Below are 20,357 nucleotides of genomic sequence, written 5' to 3'. Positions count from 1 at the left end.
GAAAACCGCTATACTTTCTAAGACATTTATAATTCTAACAAGGCGGCTCACACAAAAGCTCCCATAGATATTGCAGTGAGGCAATCCACGCTATGCGTCCATTACACCCGATTGATTTTATCTTTCTCACATTAGAAAAACGCCAGCAGCCGATGCATGTTGGAGGATTATTTTTATTTACAATTCCAGACAATGCACCCTCCAGTTTTATTCAAGATTTAGTCAGCGATATCCGTAATTCAAAATGCATTCCTATCCCGCCGTTCAATAACCGTTTAAACGGCTTTTTTTGGGATGAAGATGAAGAGTTCGATTTAGACCACCATTTCCGACATATTGCCCTGCCTCACCCGGGCCGTATCCGCGAACTGCTGACTTATATTTCACAAGAGCACAGCACGCTGATTGACCGGGCGAAACCGCTGTGGACATGCCACATTATTGAAGGCATTGAAGGCAACCGCTTTGCCATGTATTTCAAAATCCACCATGCCATGGTCGATGGCATTGCCGGCATGCGCCTGGTTGAAAAATCACTGTCAGATGATCCAAATGCGAAAAGCATTGTGCCGCCTTGGTGTGTAGAAGGCCCGCGCTCAAAACGTTTAAAAACACCGAAAGCCAGTAAAATTAAAGGTTTAATTGATGGCGTGAAAGGCCAGCTGGAATCTACACCGCGTGTCATGTATGAACTGTCGCAAACAGTCATGAAAGATATGGGCCGCAACCCAGACTATGTATCCAGCTTCCAAGCGCCGAGTTCTATTTTAAATCAGCGGGTCAGCTCTTCGCGCCGCTTTGCAGCGCAGTCTTTTGATTTTTCCCGTTTGGCGTTTATCGCTAAAGAGCTGGGCGTCACCATTAATGATATTGTTTTGGCGATCTGTTCCGGCGCTTTGCGTGAATATCTCATCAGCCAAAATGCCTTGCCGAAAAAACCGCTGATCGCCATGGTGCCTGCATCTGTACGCTCAGATGATTCCGATGTATCGAACCGCATTACCATGATTCTGGCGAATTTGGGCACGCATAAAGAAGACCCGCTGGAGCGGCTCCAAATTGTCCGCCGCAGCGTATTGAATGCAAAAGAACGCTTCAAGCGCATGAATGCCAATCAAATTCTCAATTACAGCGCATTTGTTTATGGCGCTGCCGGTTTGAATATTGCTTCTGGGCTCATGCCGAAACGTCAGGCGTTTAACTTGGTGATTTCCAATGTTCCGGGACCGCGTGAACCGCTGTATTGGAATGGCGCGCGTTTAGATGCGCTTTACCCTGCTTCTATTGTGCTGGATGGGCAAGCCTTGAACATCACCATGACCAGCTATTTGGATAAACTGGAAGTCGGATTGACGGCATGCCGCAACGCACTGCCAAAAATGCAGAATCTGCTGACGCATTTGGAAGAGGAAATTCAGCGCTTTGAAGAGATAGTGAACAAAGATCACCCAAAGCTGCAGGCGGTGAGCTGACCGCAAACCCGCTGGAATAAATTGCCAATCTTATCGGCACATCAAGAGAAATAAATAATTCAAAAAATAATCAAATAATCGATCTGACAAACTTAAGGGCTTTTTAAAAGCCCTTAGTTTTTAATATTTCGGCATTGTTTTAATAATTGGTGGCACGCAGAACGGATCATTGATGCAGTAATTTGCACCTCATTGCCGCGTTCATCAACGATATAAGCGGAATGCATTGTCTTAGCATCCAGCATATGCTTTAAACCTGTACTCATCACTGCTTTACTGACACCCATATCACACCTCATTTTGCTAAACCTACGAAAAAAGGTTTTGGCTATTCGATGTGTTAAGTATAAAAAATACAGGTTAAAAGTAAAATTTCAGTTGTAACAAGTGTTTAACGATATTCTGTTACAATTTCAACTCAAGATGATATCGTATTGCTCTTGCGTATACAGATTTTCCACCTGGAACTTAATCACGCAGCTGATGAAATGCTCTAAATCAGCCACTGCAGGCGCTTCAGCAGTCAATAAGCGGTCAATGACTGATGGATGCGCAACGACAGTAAAGCCACTCTGATTTTCAAAAGCGCGCGCATAACGCAATATTTCCCGAAAGATTTCGTAACACACTGTCTCTGCTGTTTTGACATAACCGCGGCCCTGACAGGTCGGGCAAGATTCGCACAGCAAATGCTCTAGAGATTCACGGGTGCGCTTGCGGGTCATTTCCACCAAGCCCAGTTCGGACACTTGGGTAATCTTGGTTTTGGCGTGATCGCGCTCCAGCATTTTATCAAACTGGCTCATCACCTGTTCGCGATGGTGCACTTCCTGCATATCAATGAAGTCAATGATGATAATGCCGCCCAGATTGCGCAGGCGCAGCTGGCGCGCAATCACTTGCGTCGCTTCCATATTGGTTTTAAATACAGTGTCTTCCAGCGTACGGCCGCCCACGTATGAGCCGGTATTGACATCAATGGTGGTCATAGCTTCCGTCTGATCAATCATCAGATAGCCGCCAGATTTCAGCGCAACTCGGGTTTGCAGCGCTTTCTGAATGTCTTCTTCAACATTGTACAGGTCAAAGATGGGACGCTCACCCGGATAATGAATCAGGCGGTCGCGCATGCTGGGCACAAATTCTTCAACAAATTCAATCAATTTCGCATGTATCTCACGTGAATCCACCTGAATTTTAGAAGTGTCCTCATTGGCTAAATCACGAATCACGCGCTGCGGCAAAGGCAACTCTTCAAAAATCAGTGAAGGCACCGCAGTATTTTTTTGCTTGCGCTGAATGAATTCCCACAGTTTGGCCAAGTAAGCCATATCCTGCGCAATTTCCGCTTCGGCGATTCCTTCCGCCGCAGTACGCACAATCACCGAACCCGGCAGCTGATGCTCTGCCTGAATCCGCTCAATCATGCTGCGCAGGCGGTCACGCTCCTCTTCAGATTCGATGCGCTGGGAAACGCCGGTATGGCTGCCAAAAGGCATCAAAACCAAATAGCGCGAAGGAATGGAAAGATCGGTGCTTAAACGCGCGCCTTTGGTGCCCAGCATATCCTTCATGACTTGAACCGTCAGGATTTGCCCCGGCTGCAGCAGCTCAAATACATTAGGCGTAGACTGATTGCGCGGCCAGACCATATCATTGATATGCAGAAAGGCCGTACGTGACAGGCCGATATCCACAAAAGCGGCCTGCATGCCCGGCAGTACGCGCACCACCTTCCCTTTATAAATATTGCCTACTAAACCGCGTTTCACCGTGCGCTCAACAAATAATTCATTGACCGTACCATTTTCGATTAACGCGACACGGCACTCCATCGGTGTGACGTTAATCAACAACTCGTCAGACATAATAAAACTCAAAACATTATAAAAATTCTTTTGTTCAGCAGTTAATTTAGTGCCTTAACTGTCTGCAATCATTCACTTTAAAGTTTTTTGAACAGGCGATTTTAAAGGCGCTTATTTGAGAATCCGCTGCAGCAATTGCGCGGTTTCATGCAAAGGCAGCCCCACCACATTGGAATAGCTGCCATCAATGCGCGGAATATAGCGCGCTGCAATCCCCTGAATGGCATAGGCTCCCGCCTTGCCTAAGGGTTCACCTGTCGCCCAGTAATCTTCCATATCACTCAGGCTCAGTATCTGAAATTCAACTTCAGTACGTACTACTATACTGCATATTTGTTCTTTTGTACGCACGCAAACACCTGAAAAAACATCATGTTTGCGGCCAGAGATTTGCGCCCACATCTCAAAAGCATGCTGTTTGGATTCAGGCTTGCCTAAAATTTTGCCGTCCACCCCTAAACTGGTATCGGCAGCCACAATCACGGCATCAGGAAAACGTTCCTGCACGGCTTTGGCTTTCACTCTCGCTAAGCGCTCGACATAAACAGCCGCCTGCTCGCCTTTCAGCACAGACTCATCAATATCTGGACTGTAGATATCAAAGCTTAGGCCCAATTGGCTGAGCAGCTCTTTGCGCCGGGGCGAACTGGAAGCGAGAATTAAATGCGCCATTTTTTCAACAGATAATAAAGCACAGGCCAAAGCAGAATGCTGCTGAGCAACGGCTGCCAATGGCGGGCAAATGAAAAATGCACGCCGCTCATCACTTGCGCAATCCAGACAAAAAACAGATGCGCCAGCACAGCGATAGAGGCAATAATCCACAGATTGCTGAAGGTCAGGATACGGCGTTCACGCGTCAAAAAGCGGGCGGTAAAAGCGATCAGCACAAAACTCAGCGCATTCATGCCCAGCGGCGCGTCCACCAGCAAATCGACAAACAATCCGGTGCCGAAAGCAAACCAGACCCCGCACCATGTCGGCTGGCAAAGCACCCAGAACAGCATCACCATCAGCATGAACAGCGGGCGCCAGCCCGAAATATCATAGGATAGCGGATAGACAATTAAGACCGAGGCGATCACTACCGAAAAAATAATCGGAAACAAAGGATCGCGGTTTTCCGGACGGTTCAGCTTAGCGATCGGCATTCGGCTGCTCCATCGCTAAAGAATCAGAAAACAGCACCACGACATGATGCCCGCCGGCCAATTGCGCAGCTGGAATGACATCAATTTTCGCAAATTCACCCGAATTATGGCGCTGCACTTTGGACACGGTTCCGACTAAGTAGCCAGCTGGGAAATGCGCCCCAAGACCAGAGCTATACACTTTTTCCCCCACTTGGATATTGGCGCTGGTTGGAACATATTCCATTTTCAAGCGTCCTAAATCACCTGTGCCTGTCACAATCGCGCGCATGCCTGTACGTTCTAAACGCACAGACAGGGAATGCTCTTTGTCCGACAGCAGCATGATGCGGCTGCTGTGCGGATAGACATCCACAATCTGCCCCATAATGCCTTTATCATCCAGCACAGTTTGCCCGACTCTCAGCTGGCTGCTGGCGCCGCGGTTAATCACAATAATGTGGCGCAGCGGGTCGGCATCCGTCCCGATCACTTCTGCAATTTCCATACGGCCGTCAATAATCAGCGGCGTATCCAATAGGCCGCGCAGACGGGTATTTTCTGCAGAAAGTTCGGAGAGTTTTTGCAAACGGACTTGAGCCTGTAAAAGCTCAGCCTGCATCGCGGTATTTTCACGGCGCAGTTGAGCTTCAGACTTGGTTTGTTGATTCAGCCATTCTCTCGATAACACTGGATAGCTTGCCGCGGCATAAATGGGATTATACGCCGCATACAAAACATCTCTTGCGGGCTGAATGACATGCGGCATGCGCCAATCAAAGAAAAGCACCACCAGACATGCAATGACCGCAATGATCAATGAGCGAAAAGATGGCGGCTGTCTTGAAAACAGTTGAGTTTGCACCCGCCCAGTCCTTTTCTTAGCCTACAAACAGCATATCGTGATTTGGATTGTCAAAGAAATCGAGCACTTTGCCGCCGCCTCGTGTTACGCAAGTCAGCGGATCTTCAGCCACGACAACCGGCAAGCCAGTTTCTTTCGCTAACAGTTTGTCCAGGTTGCGCAGCAATGCGCCGCCGCCAGTCAGCACAATGCCGCGTTCCGCGATATCAGATGACAATTCAGGCGGAGTTTGTTCCAATGCGGATTTCACTGCAGATACAATGCTTTGCAATGGATCTGAAATCGCTTGAGTGATTTCATCCGATGTGACGGTAATCGCGCGAGGCACGCCTTCTGCCAAGTTGCGGCCGCGGACTTCAATTTCCAGCGCTTTCGCGCCTTCTTCAGGAAGCGCCATGCCGACTTCTTTTTTAATGGTTTCAGCGGTAGTTTCACCGATCACGCAGCCATGCGCTTTACGCACATAATTGATGATCTGTTCATCAAATACATCGCCGCCAATGCGCAATGAATCTGCATAAACACAGCCTTGCAATGAAATAATGGCAATTTCTGTTGTGCCGCCGCCCACATCAACCACCATCGAACCGCATGCCTGCTCTACCGGCATGCCTGCGCCAATTGCAGCCGCCATCGGCTCTTCAATTAAACGCACATCACGCGCGCCGGCATTGTATACCGCTTCACGGATCGCGCGGCGCTCAACCAAAGTTGATTTGCACGGCACGCACACCACGACACGCGGCGCTGGCGGGAACAGGCGTTTTTCATGCACTTTGCCGATAAATTGGTTCAGCATGGTTTCAGTCACTTCAAAATCCGCAATCACGCCATCTTTCATTGGACGGATTGCTGAGATATTTGCAGGCGTACGGCCGAGCATTTGCTTTGCATCCAGGCCTACAGCCGATACAATTTTTTGCGAACCGCTGTGACGGATTGCCACCACCGTCGGTTCATTTAATATAATGCCTCGTCCTGGCGCATAAATAAGTGTATTTGCTGTACCTAAATCAATGGCTAGATCGGGCGAAAACAAGCCAATTAGTCTTTTTAGAATCACGGAGACGTTCTCGATTAAACTTTATGTGGACGCAAGGTGGCAACTTTAACTAAATGTGATGATTTGGACAAGTCAATCGCTTATCATAACGCACGATAATTTGAAATTTTTTAATACTGATTAGGTAATGTTATGTCTACATCGGATGCACAGCATTCTGCAGATCTCAATGCAAAAACAGTTTCAGCAATTGCCCATTTGGCAAGATTGTCGCTGGATGAGGCTCAATCTGCTGAATATGCTCAAAGTTTAAATAAAATTTTAGGCATGATGGACACTTTAAAAGGCATCAATACTGACGGTGTTGAACCGCTGAAAAGCCCATTCGACAACCCGCAGCCATTACGTGAAGATGTAGTGACTGAAGAAAATCATCGTGAGGAATATCAAGCTGTTGCTCCTGCAACGCAAGACGGCTTGTATCTTGTTCCGCGCGTAATTGAGTAATTACTGCTCAGTTCATCTATTTTCTTAAATTAAACGTAAAGAATTATTTCTCATGACAGATTTACATCGCTTATCCGTTCGCGAACTGACCGAAGGTTTGGCTGGCGCTAAATTTTCATCACGCGAACTGACTGAACACTATTTAAAGCGCATTGAAAAAATCGATGCCAAAGTGCATTCCTACATTACTGTGACGGCAGAACAGGCTTTGGCTGAAGCGGATGCCGCAGATGCGCTGCGCCATGCTGGCGGCGCCACCGTACTGACAGGCGTGCCGATTGCGCATAAAGATATTTTCTGCACCCACGGCATTAAAACCACTGCCGGTTCTAAAATGCTGGACAACTTTATCTCTCCTTACGACGCCACCGTTGTAGCGAAAGGCAAAGCTGCCGGTTTGGTGACCTTAGGTAAAGTCAACATGGATGAATTCGCCATGGGCTCTACCTCAGAAAACCCATTCTATGGCGCAACCAAAAACCCATGGCACTTAGAACACGTGCCTGGCGGTTCATCTGGCGGTTCGGCTGCAGTTGTTGCAGCAGACTTGGCGCCGTTTGCGACAGGTACCGATACCGGCGGCTCAATCCGTCAGCCAGCTTCATTCTGCGGTTTGACTGGCCTGAAGCCAACCTACGGCCGTGTATCGCGTTTCGGCATGATCGCCTATGCATCGTCTATGGACCAAGGCGGCCCAATGGCGCGTTCGGCTGAAGACTGCGCATATCTGATGAACGTGATGGCAGGCCATGACGCGAAAGATTCGACTTCGGTTGAAAAAGACGTCGATAACTACGTTGCAAACCTGAACGGCACATCGGTGAAAGGCTTACGCATCGGTATTCCTAAACAATACTTCAATGTTGCCGGCTTAGACGCAGACGTAAAAGCGCGCGTTGAAGAATCATTGAAAAAACTGGAAGACATGGGCGCGACCTTGGTTGAGATTGACCTCAACATGACTGATGCTTATGTTCCGACCTATTACCTGATTGCCCCTGCGGAAGCATCGTCTAACTTATCGCGTTTTGACGGCGTTCGTTACGGCTACCGCGCAGAAAACCCTGTGGACTTGATGGACCTGTACAAGCGTTCACGTTCTGAAGGTTTTGGCCCTGAAGTGCAGCGCCGCATCTTGATTGGCACTTATGCGCTTTCTGCAGGTTACTACGATGCGTATTATGTAAAAGCGCAAAAAGTTCGTCGTCTCATCCAGCAAGACTTCCTCAAAGCATTTGAATCAGTTGACGTGATTGCTGCGCCATCTGCACCGACGACCGCCTATAAAATTGGCGCGAACCTCAGCCCGACTGAAATGTATTTGGGTGACATTTACACTCTGGCAGTCAACTTGGCAGGCCTGCCTGCGATTAACGCGCCTGTTGGTTTTGACAAAGACAATTTACCGGTCGGCTTACAGCTGATTGGCAACTACTGGTCAGAATCTCAATTGCTGTCTGTGGTGCATCAGTACCAACAAGCAACCGATTGGCATACAAAACGCGCTGCAATTGCTGAGGAGAATGCATAATGGCGAAGAACGCTGCGAAACCAAAATCTAACCTGATTGATGGTTGGGAAGTGGTGATTGGTATCGAGATTCATACTCAGCTTGCCACCAATACTAAAATTTTCTCTGGTTCTTCAACCACTTTCGGTCAAGACCCAAATACACAAGCCAGCCTTGTCGATTTGGCGATGCCGGGCGTACTGCCTGTATTGAACAAAGAAGTGGTTGATCTTGCGATCCGCTTCGGTTTGGGGATTGATGCGTACATCGACCAAGCTTCTGTGTTTGCACGTAAAAACTATTTCTACCCAGACTCACCTAAAGGCTACCAAATCAGCCAAATGGACAACCCGATTGTCGGCTTGGGTCACATCGACATTCAGCTTGAAGATGGCACCGTAAAACGCATTGGCGTAACCCGTGCTCACCTTGAAGAAGATGCTGGTAAATCGATCCATGACCAATTTGAAGGTCAATCTGGCATCGACTTGAACCGTGCCGGTACGCCGCTGCTTGAAATCGTTTCTGAACCGGATATGCGTTCGGTTGAAGAAGCTTTGGCGTATATCAAGTCGATTCACACTTTGGTGCGCTGGTTAGGTATTTCTGACGGTAACATGGCAGAAGGTTCATTCCGTGCAGACTGTAACGTGTCTTTACGCCGTCCGGGCAATGAATTTGGTACGCGCTGCGAGTTGAAAAACCTCAACTCATTCCGTTTCATTGAACAAGCGATCAATGTTGAAATTGAACGTCAAATGGAAATCTTGGAATGGGACGGCACCATTGACCAAGAAACACGTTTGTTCGACCCAGTGAAGATGGAAACGCGTTCAATGCGTTCGAAAGAAGAAGCGAACGATTACCGCTACTTCCCAGACCCAGACTTACTACCAGTCATCATTGCCGATGCACAAATTGAAGCAGCACGTGCTGCTTTGCCTGAGTTACCTGCTGCACGCCGTGCGCGTTTTGTCGCGGACTTTGGTGTGACTGAGTACGATGCTCACGTGCTTACGCTGACCCGTGAAATGTCAGAATTTTATGAAGATGTGGTGAAAGCTGCTGGCGGCGCTGCGCAAGGTAAAGTGTCTGCAAACTGGGTAATGGGTGAATTCTCTGGTGCTTTGAACAAAGCAAGCTTGGAGCTGCACGATTCTCCTGTATCTGCTGAGAAACTTGGCGGCATGATCGCACGTATTGTGGACAACACCATCAGCGGTAAGATCGCGAAACAAGTGTTCGGCTTTATGTGGGAAGAAGGCAAAACTGCGGACGAAATTATTGCTGAGAAAGGCTTGAAACAGGAAACTGATACAGGCGCAATTGAAGCGATTATTAAGGAAGTGCTTGCTGCCAACGAGAAGATGGTTGAAGAGTATAAGTCTGGTAAAGACAAAGCCTTTAACGGTCTGGTTGGTCAAGTGATGAAAGCGTCTAAGGGTAAAGCTAACCCTGCTCAAGTGAATGAATTAATGAAGAAATTGATTGGTTGACCTAATTAATTTTGGAAGAAGAAACCCGCTTTAGAGCGGGTTTTTTATTGCATATATTTAACAAATATAATTGAAGCAATAATACTTGCTAATATATTAAAACCAAGCATAAATAAATGCCCTCCTATTTTTCTAACCCTCTCAGGTTGAGCAATTTTTATTATTTTCTTATCAACAGCATTAAAATCGATATAGCTAATTGAGCGATAAGAATCCACTGATGTCTCTAACTTTTTCCCAAACAAATGCGTTAATAAAAACATAATCACTAAATAACCGGAAAAATTTACTAAGTAATTTGTTAATACTAATAGATTTTCAATTTTCAACGTCGGTAATAATGCTAAATTAAACCAAGTAAGAATGATAATAATCATTACAATTTTAGAAAATAGTGCAAAGTAATGTGAAACATTTTGAGCTCTAATTATTAATTTATCCATCAGGCTATCAGAATTATCACAAGTGTTTACCCATTCTTCCAGTGATTTTATAAATGCAACCGTAGTCAAATAATCACTATATTTCATAGTAAAATCTACTGTTGGTATCATTTTTAAAATATTATTGTGGAAATTTTTAGGTACTTTATTTGATTTTGAAAGTTCAAGAGCCAAGCCTAATTTAGAGTTTAAGGTCAAATTAATCTCATATCTACGAGTCTCACCACTCATAGAGTTTCTCAAACAAAATGAATACTCAATAATAATTTGAGTTGTACCATTATCTTGAGAAATAGCATTTTCTTCAAATGCTTCAAAACTTAAAAAGCTCTGTGATTCATCGCCAACTCGAACTATTGTTACCTTTGTATCATTAACAACATTATGATAGTTCTCTTGATTTGACAACTGGACTAATTTTAAATAAATATTCTTAATACTATTTATATCAAGCAACAAATTATCAAAAAATTGTTTATTAATTTTTTGATTAGATTTAACTATTTGATCATGAATTTCCTTATACGTCCTTAATGAAATTATCTCCCCAGAAGGAGTTCTTATTGTTTGATGATCATTTGTTCTTTCTGGTAATAATGACACTATCACCCCCAACTGAATAAAATTCAAACAAATATAATTTAAATGATTATTTTTGCAAGTTTTTTTAGAGAAATCACCTTAAATTCTCTGACCACAGTCGATATACAGTCAACTTTCACAGTCCTACTTTATGCGTGACTAGTACCCTCACCCCAACCCTCTCCCAACGGGAGAGGGAGAAATCATTACTAATTAAATCACGCCATAAATTTAATATTAGACATTCCCTCTCCTTTTAGGAGATGAGCAGCACTGCTGCGCAAGGGGAGAGGTAAAACATTTAATTTTCAAAATTTTAAACATACAATCGATTCACACACTTCACATCAAAAACAACATGACCATCAAAAAAGTATCCTCTATCGCCAAACTCGAAGACCTAGGACGTATTCAACTTTCAAAATCCCTCTTTATGCGCGATTTCCTCTATAGCGAAATTGCCAATTGGTACGGTGTACCCAACTTCCCTGACCATCCTGATATTGCCATCCGAACAGGTACACAGCTTTGCACAGAACTGCTCGAACCTCTACAAGAAAAGTTTGGACGCATCGCGATTCGTTCAGCCTATCGCTCACCAAGCGTGAACCAACTCGGCAATGAAAAAGGACATAACTGCGCCAGCAACGAGAAAAACTTTGCCAGTCATATTTGGGACTACCCCGATGCAAAAGGCTATGGTGCAACGGCATGTATCGTCATTCCATCATTCTTAGAACTTTATGAAAAAGAGCAAAGCAATTGGCAACAACTTGCCTATTGGATTCATAACAATCTGAACTATAGCCATCTACAGTTTTTCCCAAAACTCTGTGCTTTTAATATTAGTTGGCATGAACAACCTGCACGGGAAATTTATAGTTATATTCAACCGAAAGGCTACTTACTGCGCGGTGAAGCGGTAAATAAAGAGTTTGAAAAGTTTTATCCAGATCTATTGTGATTCCGCCCTCACCCCCTTGCGCAACAGTGTTGCTCATCCCATAGGGAGAAGGAGCTTTCATTGCTAATTAAATCACACCATAGATTTAATATTGGGCATTCCCTCTCCTTCTAGGAGATGAGAAGCACTGCTTCGCAAGGGAGAGGTGAATTTCAAAAAACCTCTAAATCTCCCTTTCAAAAAAGGGAGACTTTTATCATGTAATTATTTTAATATACATTGCCCTTTTCTCTATACGCTGCTTGATCTGTGCCAAATTCTAGCCGCCAATAACCACGCTTCCCCATAGCACCATTAACCCCCTAAGTAGCAGATAAAGCTTTTGCTTTAAATGAAAATCTAAAAAAACCGTGAAAGCTGAATTCAAATTTTTCAATTGCGGATAATCACAGCATTTGAATGCATGCGTCATTTTTTGAGTATTGACAGTATTCTAACGATCGTTTAAAAATTAAATCTGCACAAATAATCAACACCATCAAAATTTACACCAATCGCAAAGTGTACAAATAATAAGTTACCGCCTATCAATACACAGCGCCGGAGCCTGCTATGGACAAACTGCAAGGAACACATCAGCACGGAAAAGTCAGCCGCGAAATCCGCGGCAGCCTAATGCTGATCGGACTCGACCGCGCCGAGAAGCGCAATGCCTTTGACAGCCATATGATTGAGGATTTGTCATTGGCGCTGACCGAATATGAAGATCATCCAGATTTACGTTGCGCCGTCATCTTCGCGCATGGCGAGCACTTTACCGCTGGGCTGGATCTTGTTGAATTGCAGCCAAAGCTGGTCACGGGCGTTTTCGATTTCAATGAACATCAAATCAACCCTTGGGGCACCACCTCACGCCAGCGCAGCAAACCCGTGATTGCCGCGGTGCAAGGCTACTGCTATACCGCGGGCATTGAGCTGATGCTGAATGCAGACTTGGTGATTGCACAAGACAACTGCCAGTTTGCGCAGATGGAAGTGCAGCGCGGCATTTTGCCTTTTGGCGGAGCAACCGTCCGCTTTGTACAGGCTGCTGGCTGGGCCAAAGCCATGCGCTACCTGCTGACAGGCGACAGTTTTGATGCGCAGACAGCTTTGGACTTAAACCTGATCAATGAAATCACTGCGGCGCCGCCAATTGCGCGCGCGATAGAACTGGCGGAACAGATTTGCCGCGCGGCGCCTCTGGCGGTCAAAGCCACTTTGGCTTCGGCGCAGGATGCTATTTTGCATGGCCCCGAGACGGCATTTGAACGATTGCCTCAGCATCTGCATCCGCTGCTGCACACTCAAGATGTACAGGAGGGCGTCATGGCGATGCTGCAGCGCCGTCCGCCGCAATTTAAAGGTGAATGATACCGTGCTTAAAAATGCATAGCATCACAGCCCACTCCGCTTGCTCCTAAAATATTTCAAAGGCATCAGGGAAAATCCGCCATGACCCATTCAAAGAAACAGCCCAGCATCGAAAGCCTAAAAATTGCGTTCAGCACTGCTGATGGCTATCCGCTTTCAGGCCTGCTCTATGCCCCGCCGCAGCCCCAAGCCAGCTTGGTCGTATCCAGCGCGACGGGCGTTCCGCAAGGATTTTACCGGCGTTTTGCTGAATATGCGGCCCAGCAAGGCTTTCAGGTGCTGACCTTTGATTACCGCGGCATTGGAGCATCTGCTCCACGCAGCCTCAAAGGCTTCCGCATGTCTTATCTGGACTGGGGACGGCAAGATCTCAGCAGCGCCATTGATGTCTTGGCGCAAGACGGCCTGCCGATTTATATGATTGGGCATTCTTACGGCGGGCAAGCGCTAGGGCTGACCCGCAACCATCATTTGGTTCGGGCGATGCACTGCTACGGCACCGGTGCCGGCTGGCACGGCTATATGCCGCCAAAAGAAAAATTTAAAGTTCAAGTCATTTGGAATATTGTCTTTCCGCCCATGGTCGCGGTAACCGGCTATTTGCCTTGGAGCAAATTGAATATGGGGGCAGACCTGCCGATAGATGTTTACCGTCAATGGCGCAGATGGTGCAAAAATCCAACGTACTTTTTTGCCGATCCCGAACAGCACGCGCTGAAAAACCTCTATGCGCAGGTCAAAACACCGATTTATGCCGTCGCTGCTCTGGATGATGACTGGGCGCTGCCAGCTTCTCGCCAAGCCTTCATGCAGCATTACAGCAATGCGCCTATGCAGTTTATTGATATGCGCGCTTCAGATTATGGCATGCAGGCCATTGGCCATATGGGCTATTTCCGCAAAGGCGCAGAGAAAATCTGGGATCAGGCGCTGCAGCAATTCAAATCACTGCAGGCGCAGCATGCGTCCGCGTAAGCTCAGCCGTGAACAGCTGCTGCTGGAAGCGGCCTGCTGCTTTAAGCAGCATGGCTATACAGGCGCCAGCATCAGCTTGCTGGCGCAGGCCTGCGGACTGAGCAAAGCGGCCTTTTATTACGATTTCAGCAGCAAAGATGCCCTGCTGTATGAAATTCTGGATGCGACGCATCAGCAGCTGAAGCATGGCATGTTCCAGCAGCTCCGCAAGCCGCAGCTGCCGCTGGATACGGCGTTCGAACAGATTCATGCCAGTGCCGAAAAGTTTTTCAGCTTTGGCGGCATCGGCTGCTTGGCTGGAATTCTCAGCGCAGAGCAGCCGAATTTGCCGCAGCCGATTCAGGACAAGCTGATCTCTATTTTTCAGGATTGGGAACAGGCTTTTTTAGTATTTTTCAGCCAAGCGGCGGATCAGGCTCAAGCGCAGATCTGGGCCAAGCTGGCCGTTGCCGATTATGAGGGGGCAATTTTAATGACGCGCATCCGCCCAGCGGCAGGCTATTTAGATTTGCTGCAGCAGCGGATCCTGCAGCAGCTTCGAAGCGCAAAATAAGCGCTTAGCTAAAACAGCCTTGCGCACGGATATCCTGTTTATGCTCTTCGCCAAAACGGTCAACATGCGCATAAAACACGCCATATTTTCCGACATAATATTCCAGCGACTGATCGTAAAAAGTCCAGTAGATGGACCATTCCTCCAAATCCATTTTACGGATTTGAGTTTTGGAGCTGACCGGCATCTTGCGGAAAACATCCGCCTGCACCTGTTCAGCATCGGCAAGCGCATGCAGCTGCCCTTCCTGCATAAACAAGACTGCAATATCATCAAACAGCTGCTGTTCATAAGCGTCAACTACTGCCGCAGTTTCTTCTTCACGTGCAGCGTCTTGCACGTCTGTCACACTGGCGCCGCGCGCAGGCGCCTGATACTTCCGCCACTGCTTGAGCATGCGCCGCGTTTTATATATTTTAATGCCAATCATCCAAGCCACAGCAATCACAATCAAGATGCACAGCATCAATAACAGTTTGACCATAACCGAATCCTAACAAGATTTAATTATCAATTTAACAAAAGTATAACATGGCAAAACCGAATATTTTTCATACAATTTTAACACCAAAATAACAGTTGTTTTTAAAGCCGAAGTTCAAAATCAATCGGCCGGGCACATGGGAAATAAACGGAAAAACGCAGCGCAATTTCGTTCTTGCGCAGGCTTTGCCGGCTTGCCTTTCATCAATGCGTTTTCTTTATTCGGCAACGCTTTCTCAAAAAGCTTTTTGAGCCTGAACTCAGTAAAGATGAATGTTCAATCACTTTTATTGTGCGATAGACATCACATTTTGAAAGGTCCGGTAAAAATAGCTCAACAGATCTGCAATAAAACTCTCTTATTTCTCTGCAAAAACTGCGAAAAAGCATCATAAAACTACATTATTCCACTTTTACCGCATGAATATATCTTCTGAAATGTAGCGACTTTTTCAATTCAACAAGAAAAATTATGATACGAGAATCAAGGATTGAAGATATTCCCGAAATTATCCGGGTTATTCATGAAAGTGTCCGTTCCTGCATTCAGGATCATCAGCGCAATGAAAGCGAGATTCAAATCTGGCTGGAAAAAACCAGTCAATCCAATCTCCTGCTTTGGATTCTGTATAATGACAGCTGGGTCTATATTGAAAACGATCAAATTGCCGGCTTCATTATGGTCAATGATCAAGGTGAGATTCTGCTGAATTACATTCGCCCTGAAATGCAGCTGCAAGGCATCGGTACAGCATTATTGATGAATATGATTGACTGCCTGCGCGAAAAGAAAATTCCGCAAGTCAGCTTGGACAGCACGCAAACCGCTTTGCCTTTTTATAAAAAATGCGGTTTTCAAAGCCCGGCCATGACAAATCTGAATGGCATTCCATCCACAAGCCTGATTAAATACCTAGCATAAGCGCATAGGCTTCCCCATTTGCAGAGTATAGATCTGCATAGAAAATGATGCGCTGCAAAACCTGCTTGAGCCACAGTCGTCCGCTACGCGGCTTTAAGCTGATCCCGCCCAGACTGTTTCGCCTCATATAATTTTTCATCCGCTGCGCGCATTAACGCGTGAATATCCTCAAACGTCTGCGCACTGTCCATGCACGCCATCCCCATGCTGACCGTCACAAAGTTTTTGCCGTCACCGCGCCGGCAATGCTCAAATTGCGCCTGCCGAATAGCCTGCAGCACTTTATCCATAACATCCACCGAGACTTGCAGCGGCACATTCTGCATGACAATGGCAAATTCTTCGCCGCCATAACGCGCAAGAAATGCGTTTGCGGGTAGATTCTGAGAGATTACCTGCACCAGCTGCTTTAAAATCTCATCGCCTTTTAAATGCCCGTAGTAATCATTGTAATTTTTAAAATAATCAACATCGAGCATAGCAAAGGCCAAAGTGCCTAGGCGCTGGCGTTTGGTTTCAGCAAAACGCTCCTGAATTTCATCATTCAGAGCGCGCCGATTATAGGCGCCCGTCAGTGCATCGACTTTGACCTGATGCTCCAGTTTGGCATTCAGCTCATGCAGCTGCTCGGTCCGCGATTTCACTTTCTGATCCAGCAGCCGGTTCAGCTCCATTAAATTATTATTCAGCAATTCAGTATGATAGGTCTGATAAGCATAATTCCGTGACTGCTGAAACATAATCAGCAGCGCATATAGGCTGGTGGACATAAAGGATAAATAGACCGAATCGACCCAATTCATCATCATCATGAAATCATTTAGAAAAGTCACGCACAGGAAAATCACGGCGCATAGATTGAGCACCGAATACGGTTCTTTGAGCTTCAGCGTCTGATAAAAGCCGTAAGCAAAGTTAGCCAGCACCATCAGGCTGTATGCGGATGAAAACAGCGCCAGCCGTTCAAACATTTCTGGACGTGAGGACAGCGTCACGCCGATATTCAGCGCCAGCAGCAGCATCGCGATTTGAAAATTGATTCGATGCAAATAACGTGGATTCAGCAAGTGAATATAGCTGATGAAAAAGATCAGGGTGAAATAAGTGAATAAATATTCTAAGCGTGTGCCCCAAAGCCAATTGATATCCATCACCGCGCTATAGGCAAAGGGTGCTGAGAAAAAGTTATGCAGCGCCAAAAAGATGATGAAAATGCCGAACACAAAAATGCTTTTACGGTTGCGCTGTTCTGCGCCGCGGAATACGGCAAATAAAATAGTGAATAAGCCGATGCCTAAGACCGCGCCGCAGACCATGCCGATGCTCATCATCAGCTGCTGATACTGCCGGTTGATGGTTTTCGCCAAGCCTATGCGCATAGGGTTTTCCAAACCGCCATGCTGGGATGAAAAGTTAGAGGCTTGAATCGTTAAGGTGAAATATTCTTTTTCAGCCACAAAATAAGCAATTCTTGGCGCATTTTCTGTAATTTGGCTGGCCTCGCTGTCCCCCACTTCTCCCAGGCGGACAAGAAAATCGCCATTCAAATACACCCTGTATGCGCCATACTGATTCGGAATTTTCAGGCCGATACGGCGGCCGACAAACTCTTTCGGCAATTTGAAATAACCGACAAATGTGCCATAGGTTTCATTGCTGCCGGTCAGCTCTTTAAATGATGACGGCAGAACAACTGTTTGTGAGGCCAGTTTGCTGCTGGGTTCCGTTAAAAAGTGTTTGGGATAAAACTGCCACTGCCCTTTGAGCTGGGTGCTGTCGGATTCGCCAAAGTGCACAATATTGATGTTATCGCTGTACTTTTCATAAAAAGAGGCCGGCGCCGGCTCATATTGAGCGTACACAGATGCAGGCCCGAACACAGCAATACAGCACAGCAGTAATAATCCCTGAACGACACGGACAGCATCATGCAAATAGCGCAAAACTCACGGTTCCCTAACTCTGTATTTTGTCAATGTAAGATGAAAAGCAATGATTTCCAAATATTATTTTTTATTTTTGATCAACAGCATCCTTGCCGTTTCACATCTGCAGCAGAGTAAAAATCAATCGCGTGTTTTTACGTCAAATAACTCAATTTCAAAAATCAAATTTGAGTTTGCAGGGATGATATTGCCCATTTTGCGGGAGCCGTAAGCCAAGTGCGCCGGAACGATCAGTTTGCGCTTGCCGCCGACTTTCATGCCCATAATGCCTTGATCCCAGCCTTTAATCACACGGCCAGTGCCGATCACTGTTTCAAAATAATTGCCGCGGTCAATTGAAGAGTCAAATTTAGTGCCGTCTTCCAGCCAGCCGGTATAGTGCGTCGTAATCAGCGCGCCTTTCACCGCTTCTTTACCTTCACCGATTTTCAAATCGATAATTTCTAATTCGTTAGACATGTCTGTACCTAAAATAAAGCATTCGCAATGCTGCATTATAAACAGCTGACGGCATTTTTGACGCCTTTCTTGCGTATTTGGTGAAAAGCCGGTCCACCACAAGGCCTGCCCGCATAATCAGGGTTCAGCTTAGAAGCTCAGCTCCATAATATCCGAGTCATCCAAGAGATACTCCGTCAGTTTGCGGTGATTTTCCGCCGTTCCGATCAGCACCCAGCGCCCAGTAATTTTCTGTTCAGTTTTATGCTGGGTATTGCGGATCACCTGCATATCAAAATCCTTGAACAGCTCTTCATATTTATCCAGCGTTTCCTGCTGATACATGCAGACAATGCGGTAAGTGCGCGCCTGATGCACCTGCTCTATGCGCTCCTGCACATAAATCAGCATCACCAGCACAATCATGACAATAAATGCGGCAAATAGGCTCAGCAGCACATAGCCTGCGCCAACAGCCATGCCGAGGGCCGCAGTCATCCAAATGGTTGTCGCGGTGGTAATGCCTGAAATGCGGTTTTCTTCTTTAAAAATCACCCCGGCGCCCAAAAAGCCTAGCCCCGTTAAAATATTGGCTGCCAAACGGTCAGGATTTTCTACGCCAATTTTCAGCGATAAAATGGTAAATAAGCAGGAGCTGAGGCTGACCATGATCATGGTGCGCAAGCCCGCTGATTTGCTGCGGTATTCCCGCTCGGCGCCGATAATTGCGCCAATGCCTAAAGCAATCAGCAATTGAATTAAATCAGAATAATCTGCCTGCATGCCGCTGCGCCTTTGTTCTTCTTTCCTGTTTCAGATATACGCAGCTTTAGGGCTAAGATGCAAGCCTTGCCTGCATCTTTTATCAATGAAAATAACGCTTGATGTTCCGCTTTTCAGGCAGCGTGCGCGGCAATCAAAACGGATGCAGATGTTCTGCAAGCGCATAGCGATATTACTGCAGCTGTTCCCACTCAATCACAGCTTGAGCGTTATCGCCAATCAGCGTCCATTCGCCGTCCATGACATTCAATTGCAGCTGCATGGTGCGCTCGCAAAGCGCCTGAACCGCCTCAGTCGTTGCCAAAGACAATTTCCAGATTTCCAGATTTTTTAAAGTTTTCAGCTTGCTGTTGCGCTTATACCATTCATCCACAGCTGTGCCATAGGTCACAATCGCCACTTGGCTGCAGCGCGCGCAGGCTTTTTTCACTTTGTCTTCATCTGGGCTGCCCACTTCAATCCATTTCACCAGCTGGCCAGTCAGGTCTTTTTCCCACAGCGCAGGCTCATCGGTTTCAAATAAATCTTTGGTAAATTCCAGCGCCTCATCCGCATAGCGGGCATAAGCCAAAATGCGCACCATCAAGCGTTCAATCGTTTCCGATGGGTGCAGCGCCATGGTCAATTGGAAGTCACCATACTGATGCACGTCCATATTGGCTATGTTCAAATCTGCTTTATAAATTGTAGCTTTCAGCGCCATGATCAAGTCCTCAAATTTGGCGCTTAGCATACCCGATTTAAACCGCCTTGACGCACTTTGACGAAGTTTTTACATCAGTGGAAAAACAAATCATTAATCGCGATCACAATATGTGGACAGCAGCCTGAATCCAAGACAAAAAACTCTAAGTATCAATGCATATTGTTATTTTAATGGATAATTAATCCCACAAATGAATGAACAGTGATTCCCATCCCACTTGGACACTTCTATTTGGGGCTTACATAGGGTGTTATTCACCAATTAAAATGTCTATGCGATAAACCATTTAAAATGTCCTGTTTTTAACCACAAGAGTCAAGCACAGGATTTAAGTTTCTTTGTTCAACAACAGCTTTCT

21 protein-coding genes are annotated in these 20,357 nt (G+C 46.3%); 9 read left to right on the top strand and 12 right to left on the bottom strand.

Going from position 1 to position 20,357, the window contains the following annotated elements; genetic code table 11:
• Positions 1-92 precede the first annotated feature (92 nt).
• Positions 93-1,472, top strand: a complete 1,380-nt coding sequence (locus ACE3T3_RS01205; protein WP_374663283.1) for a wax ester/triacylglycerol synthase family O-acyltransferase — start codon at positions 93-95, stop codon at positions 1,470-1,472.
• A gap of 113 nt (positions 1,473-1,585) precedes the next feature.
• Here ACE3T3_RS01205 and ACE3T3_RS01200 read toward each other — a convergent pair whose 3' ends face one another.
• From ACE3T3_RS01200 to ACE3T3_RS01175, 6 genes are all read right to left on the bottom strand, one after another.
• A complete protein-coding gene (locus ACE3T3_RS01200) occupies positions 1,586-1,759 on the bottom strand; it encodes a PA1571 family protein (protein ID WP_374663281.1) in 174 nt (57 codons plus the stop codon).
• A gap of 126 nt (positions 1,760-1,885) precedes the next feature.
• Positions 1,886-3,340, bottom strand: coding sequence for a ribonuclease G (rng, locus tag ACE3T3_RS01195; protein ID WP_374663279.1), 1,455 nt, complete (start codon positions 3,338-3,340; stop codon positions 1,886-1,888).
• 111 nt (positions 3,341-3,451) lie between these two features.
• Positions 3,452-4,012 carry a Maf-like protein gene (locus ACE3T3_RS01190; RefSeq protein WP_374663277.1) on the bottom strand — a complete coding sequence of 187 codons (561 nt, stop codon included), beginning with the start codon at positions 4,010-4,012 and terminating at the stop codon, positions 3,452-3,454.
• On the bottom strand, positions 4,000-4,491 hold the full coding sequence (gene mreD, locus ACE3T3_RS01185) for a rod shape-determining protein MreD (RefSeq protein ID WP_374663275.1): 492 nt from the start codon (positions 4,489-4,491) through the stop codon (positions 4,000-4,002). Before mreD ends, ACE3T3_RS01190 begins: the two co-directional genes overlap by 13 nt.
• A complete protein-coding gene (gene mreC / locus ACE3T3_RS01180; RefSeq protein WP_374663273.1) occupies positions 4,478-5,335 on the bottom strand; it encodes a rod shape-determining protein MreC in 858 nt (285 codons plus the stop codon). The genes mreD and mreC overlap by 14 nt, the downstream gene beginning before the upstream one ends.
• A 16-nt stretch (positions 5,336-5,351) precedes the next feature.
• On the bottom strand, positions 5,352-6,398 hold the full coding sequence (locus ACE3T3_RS01175) for a rod shape-determining protein (RefSeq protein ID WP_005011659.1): 1,047 nt from the start codon (positions 6,396-6,398) through the stop codon (positions 5,352-5,354).
• Between the two features lie 132 nt (positions 6,399-6,530).
• Between ACE3T3_RS01175 and gatC the strand changes: the two genes are divergently transcribed.
• The 3 genes from gatC to gatB are packed head-to-tail and all read left to right on the top strand — an operon-like array spanning position 6,531 to position 9,851.
• On the top strand, positions 6,531-6,845 hold the full coding sequence (gene gatC, locus ACE3T3_RS01170; RefSeq protein ID WP_374663271.1) for an Asp-tRNA(Asn)/Glu-tRNA(Gln) amidotransferase subunit GatC: 315 nt from the start codon (positions 6,531-6,533) through the stop codon (positions 6,843-6,845).
• 52 nt (positions 6,846-6,897) lie between these two features.
• Positions 6,898-8,376 carry an Asp-tRNA(Asn)/Glu-tRNA(Gln) amidotransferase subunit GatA gene (gene gatA / locus ACE3T3_RS01165; protein WP_374663269.1) on the top strand — a complete coding sequence of 493 codons (1,479 nt, stop codon included), beginning with the start codon at positions 6,898-6,900 and terminating at the stop codon, positions 8,374-8,376.
• The gene (gatB, locus tag ACE3T3_RS01160; RefSeq protein ID WP_374663267.1) at positions 8,376-9,851 is read left to right on the top strand and encodes an Asp-tRNA(Asn)/Glu-tRNA(Gln) amidotransferase subunit GatB; all 1,476 of its coding nucleotides are present in this window, start codon (positions 8,376-8,378) and stop codon (positions 9,849-9,851) included. The genes gatA and gatB overlap by 1 nt, the downstream gene beginning before the upstream one ends.
• Before the next feature lie 44 nt (positions 9,852-9,895).
• Here gatB and ACE3T3_RS01155 read toward each other — a convergent pair whose 3' ends face one another.
• Positions 9,896-10,897, bottom strand: coding sequence for a hypothetical protein (locus tag ACE3T3_RS01155; RefSeq protein ID WP_374663265.1), 1,002 nt, complete (start codon positions 10,895-10,897; stop codon positions 9,896-9,898).
• A gap of 337 nt (positions 10,898-11,234) precedes the next feature.
• Between ACE3T3_RS01155 and ACE3T3_RS01150 the strand changes: the two genes are divergently transcribed.
• The 4 genes from ACE3T3_RS01150 (at position 11,235) to ACE3T3_RS01135 (ending at position 14,721) form a co-directional block, all read left to right on the top strand.
• The gene (locus ACE3T3_RS01150; RefSeq protein WP_374663263.1) at positions 11,235-11,840 is read left to right on the top strand and encodes a hypothetical protein; all 606 of its coding nucleotides are present in this window, start codon (positions 11,235-11,237) and stop codon (positions 11,838-11,840) included.
• Between the two features lie 552 nt (positions 11,841-12,392).
• Complete coding sequence (locus ACE3T3_RS01145; protein WP_374663261.1) at positions 12,393-13,193, top strand: crotonase/enoyl-CoA hydratase family protein; 801 nt, start codon at positions 12,393-12,395, stop codon at positions 13,191-13,193.
• A gap of 81 nt (positions 13,194-13,274) precedes the next feature.
• Positions 13,275-14,168 carry an alpha/beta fold hydrolase gene (locus ACE3T3_RS01140; RefSeq protein WP_374663259.1) on the top strand — a complete coding sequence of 298 codons (894 nt, stop codon included), beginning with the start codon at positions 13,275-13,277 and terminating at the stop codon, positions 14,166-14,168.
• Positions 14,155-14,721: a TetR/AcrR family transcriptional regulator gene (locus ACE3T3_RS01135; RefSeq protein WP_374663257.1), complete on the top strand. Its 567-nt coding sequence runs from the start codon at positions 14,155-14,157 to the stop codon at positions 14,719-14,721. Before ACE3T3_RS01140 ends, ACE3T3_RS01135 begins: the two co-directional genes overlap by 14 nt.
• Positions 14,722-14,725: 4 nt before the next feature.
• Here ACE3T3_RS01135 and ACE3T3_RS01130 read toward each other — a convergent pair whose 3' ends face one another.
• Positions 14,726-15,205: a hypothetical protein gene (locus ACE3T3_RS01130; RefSeq protein WP_374663255.1), complete on the bottom strand. Its 480-nt coding sequence runs from the start codon at positions 15,203-15,205 to the stop codon at positions 14,726-14,728.
• A 471-nt stretch (positions 15,206-15,676) separates the two neighbouring features.
• Here ACE3T3_RS01130 and ACE3T3_RS01125 point away from each other — a divergent pair, with 471 nt between their 5' ends.
• Positions 15,677-16,126, top strand: a complete 450-nt coding sequence (locus ACE3T3_RS01125) for a GNAT family N-acetyltransferase (protein ID WP_374663253.1) — start codon at positions 15,677-15,679, stop codon at positions 16,124-16,126.
• 83 nt (positions 16,127-16,209) lie between these two features.
• Here ACE3T3_RS01125 and ACE3T3_RS01120 read toward each other — a convergent pair whose 3' ends face one another.
• The 4 genes from ACE3T3_RS01120 to ACE3T3_RS01105 form a co-directional block, all read right to left on the bottom strand.
• On the bottom strand, positions 16,210-18,069 hold the full coding sequence (locus tag ACE3T3_RS01120; RefSeq protein ID WP_374663251.1) for a diguanylate cyclase: 1,860 nt from the start codon (positions 18,067-18,069) through the stop codon (positions 16,210-16,212).
• 123 nt (positions 18,070-18,192) lie between these two features.
• Positions 18,193-18,531, bottom strand: a complete 339-nt coding sequence (locus ACE3T3_RS01115) for an FKBP-type peptidyl-prolyl cis-trans isomerase (protein WP_374663249.1) — start codon at positions 18,529-18,531, stop codon at positions 18,193-18,195.
• A gap of 129 nt (positions 18,532-18,660) precedes the next feature.
• On the bottom strand, positions 18,661-19,293 hold the full coding sequence (locus ACE3T3_RS01110; RefSeq protein WP_374663247.1) for an MgtC/SapB family protein: 633 nt from the start codon (positions 19,291-19,293) through the stop codon (positions 18,661-18,663).
• Between the two features lie 172 nt (positions 19,294-19,465).
• The gene (locus ACE3T3_RS01105; protein ID WP_374663245.1) at positions 19,466-19,996 is read right to left on the bottom strand and encodes a YaeQ family protein; all 531 of its coding nucleotides are present in this window, start codon (positions 19,994-19,996) and stop codon (positions 19,466-19,468) included.
• Positions 19,997-20,357: the final 361 nt, after the last annotated feature.

Source organism: Acinetobacter sp. (assembly GCF_041919735.1).
Classification (GTDB): Bacteria; Pseudomonadota; Gammaproteobacteria; order Pseudomonadales; family Moraxellaceae; genus Acinetobacter.
This window is presented reverse-complemented; position numbering and strand designations above follow the sequence as displayed.

Bases quoted from the DNA above. Each gene is read 5' to 3' on its own strand.
- gatA (WP_374663269.1), top strand. From the start codon at position 6,898: ATGACAGATTTACATCGCTTATCCGTTCGCGAACTGACCGAAGGTTTG.
- ACE3T3_RS01135 (WP_374663257.1), top strand. From the start codon at position 14,155: ATGCGTCCGCGTAAGCTCAGCCGTGAACAGCTGCTGCTGGAAGCGGCC.
- ACE3T3_RS01150 (WP_374663263.1), top strand. From the start codon at position 11,235: ATGACCATCAAAAAAGTATCCTCTATCGCCAAACTCGAAGACCTAGGA.
- ACE3T3_RS01145 (WP_374663261.1), top strand. From the start codon at position 12,393: ATGGACAAACTGCAAGGAACACATCAGCACGGAAAAGTCAGCCGCGAA.
- ACE3T3_RS01105 (WP_374663245.1), bottom strand. From the start codon at position 19,996: ATGGCGCTGAAAGCTACAATTTATAAAGCAGATTTGAACATAGCCAAT.
- ACE3T3_RS01130 (WP_374663255.1), bottom strand. From the start codon at position 15,205: ATGGTCAAACTGTTATTGATGCTGTGCATCTTGATTGTGATTGCTGTG.
- ACE3T3_RS01190 (WP_374663277.1), bottom strand. From the start codon at position 4,012: ATGGCGCATTTAATTCTCGCTTCCAGTTCGCCCCGGCGCAAAGAGCTG.
- ACE3T3_RS01115 (WP_374663249.1), bottom strand. From the start codon at position 18,531: ATGTCTAACGAATTAGAAATTATCGATTTGAAAATCGGTGAAGGTAAA.
- ACE3T3_RS01125 (WP_374663253.1), top strand. From the start codon at position 15,677: ATGATACGAGAATCAAGGATTGAAGATATTCCCGAAATTATCCGGGTT.
- ACE3T3_RS01205 (WP_374663283.1), top strand. From the start codon at position 93: ATGCGTCCATTACACCCGATTGATTTTATCTTTCTCACATTAGAAAAA.
- gatC (WP_374663271.1), top strand. From the start codon at position 6,531: ATGTCTACATCGGATGCACAGCATTCTGCAGATCTCAATGCAAAAACA.
- mreD (WP_374663275.1), bottom strand. From the start codon at position 4,491: ATGCCGATCGCTAAGCTGAACCGTCCGGAAAACCGCGATCCTTTGTTT.
- gatB (WP_374663267.1), top strand. From the start codon at position 8,376: ATGGCGAAGAACGCTGCGAAACCAAAATCTAACCTGATTGATGGTTGG.
- ACE3T3_RS01140 (WP_374663259.1), top strand. From the start codon at position 13,275: ATGACCCATTCAAAGAAACAGCCCAGCATCGAAAGCCTAAAAATTGCG.
- ACE3T3_RS01200 (WP_374663281.1), bottom strand. From the start codon at position 1,759: ATGGGTGTCAGTAAAGCAGTGATGAGTACAGGTTTAAAGCATATGCTG.
- rng (WP_374663279.1), bottom strand. From the start codon at position 3,340: ATGTCTGACGAGTTGTTGATTAACGTCACACCGATGGAGTGCCGTGTC.
- ACE3T3_RS01110 (WP_374663247.1), bottom strand. From the start codon at position 19,293: ATGCAGGCAGATTATTCTGATTTAATTCAATTGCTGATTGCTTTAGGC.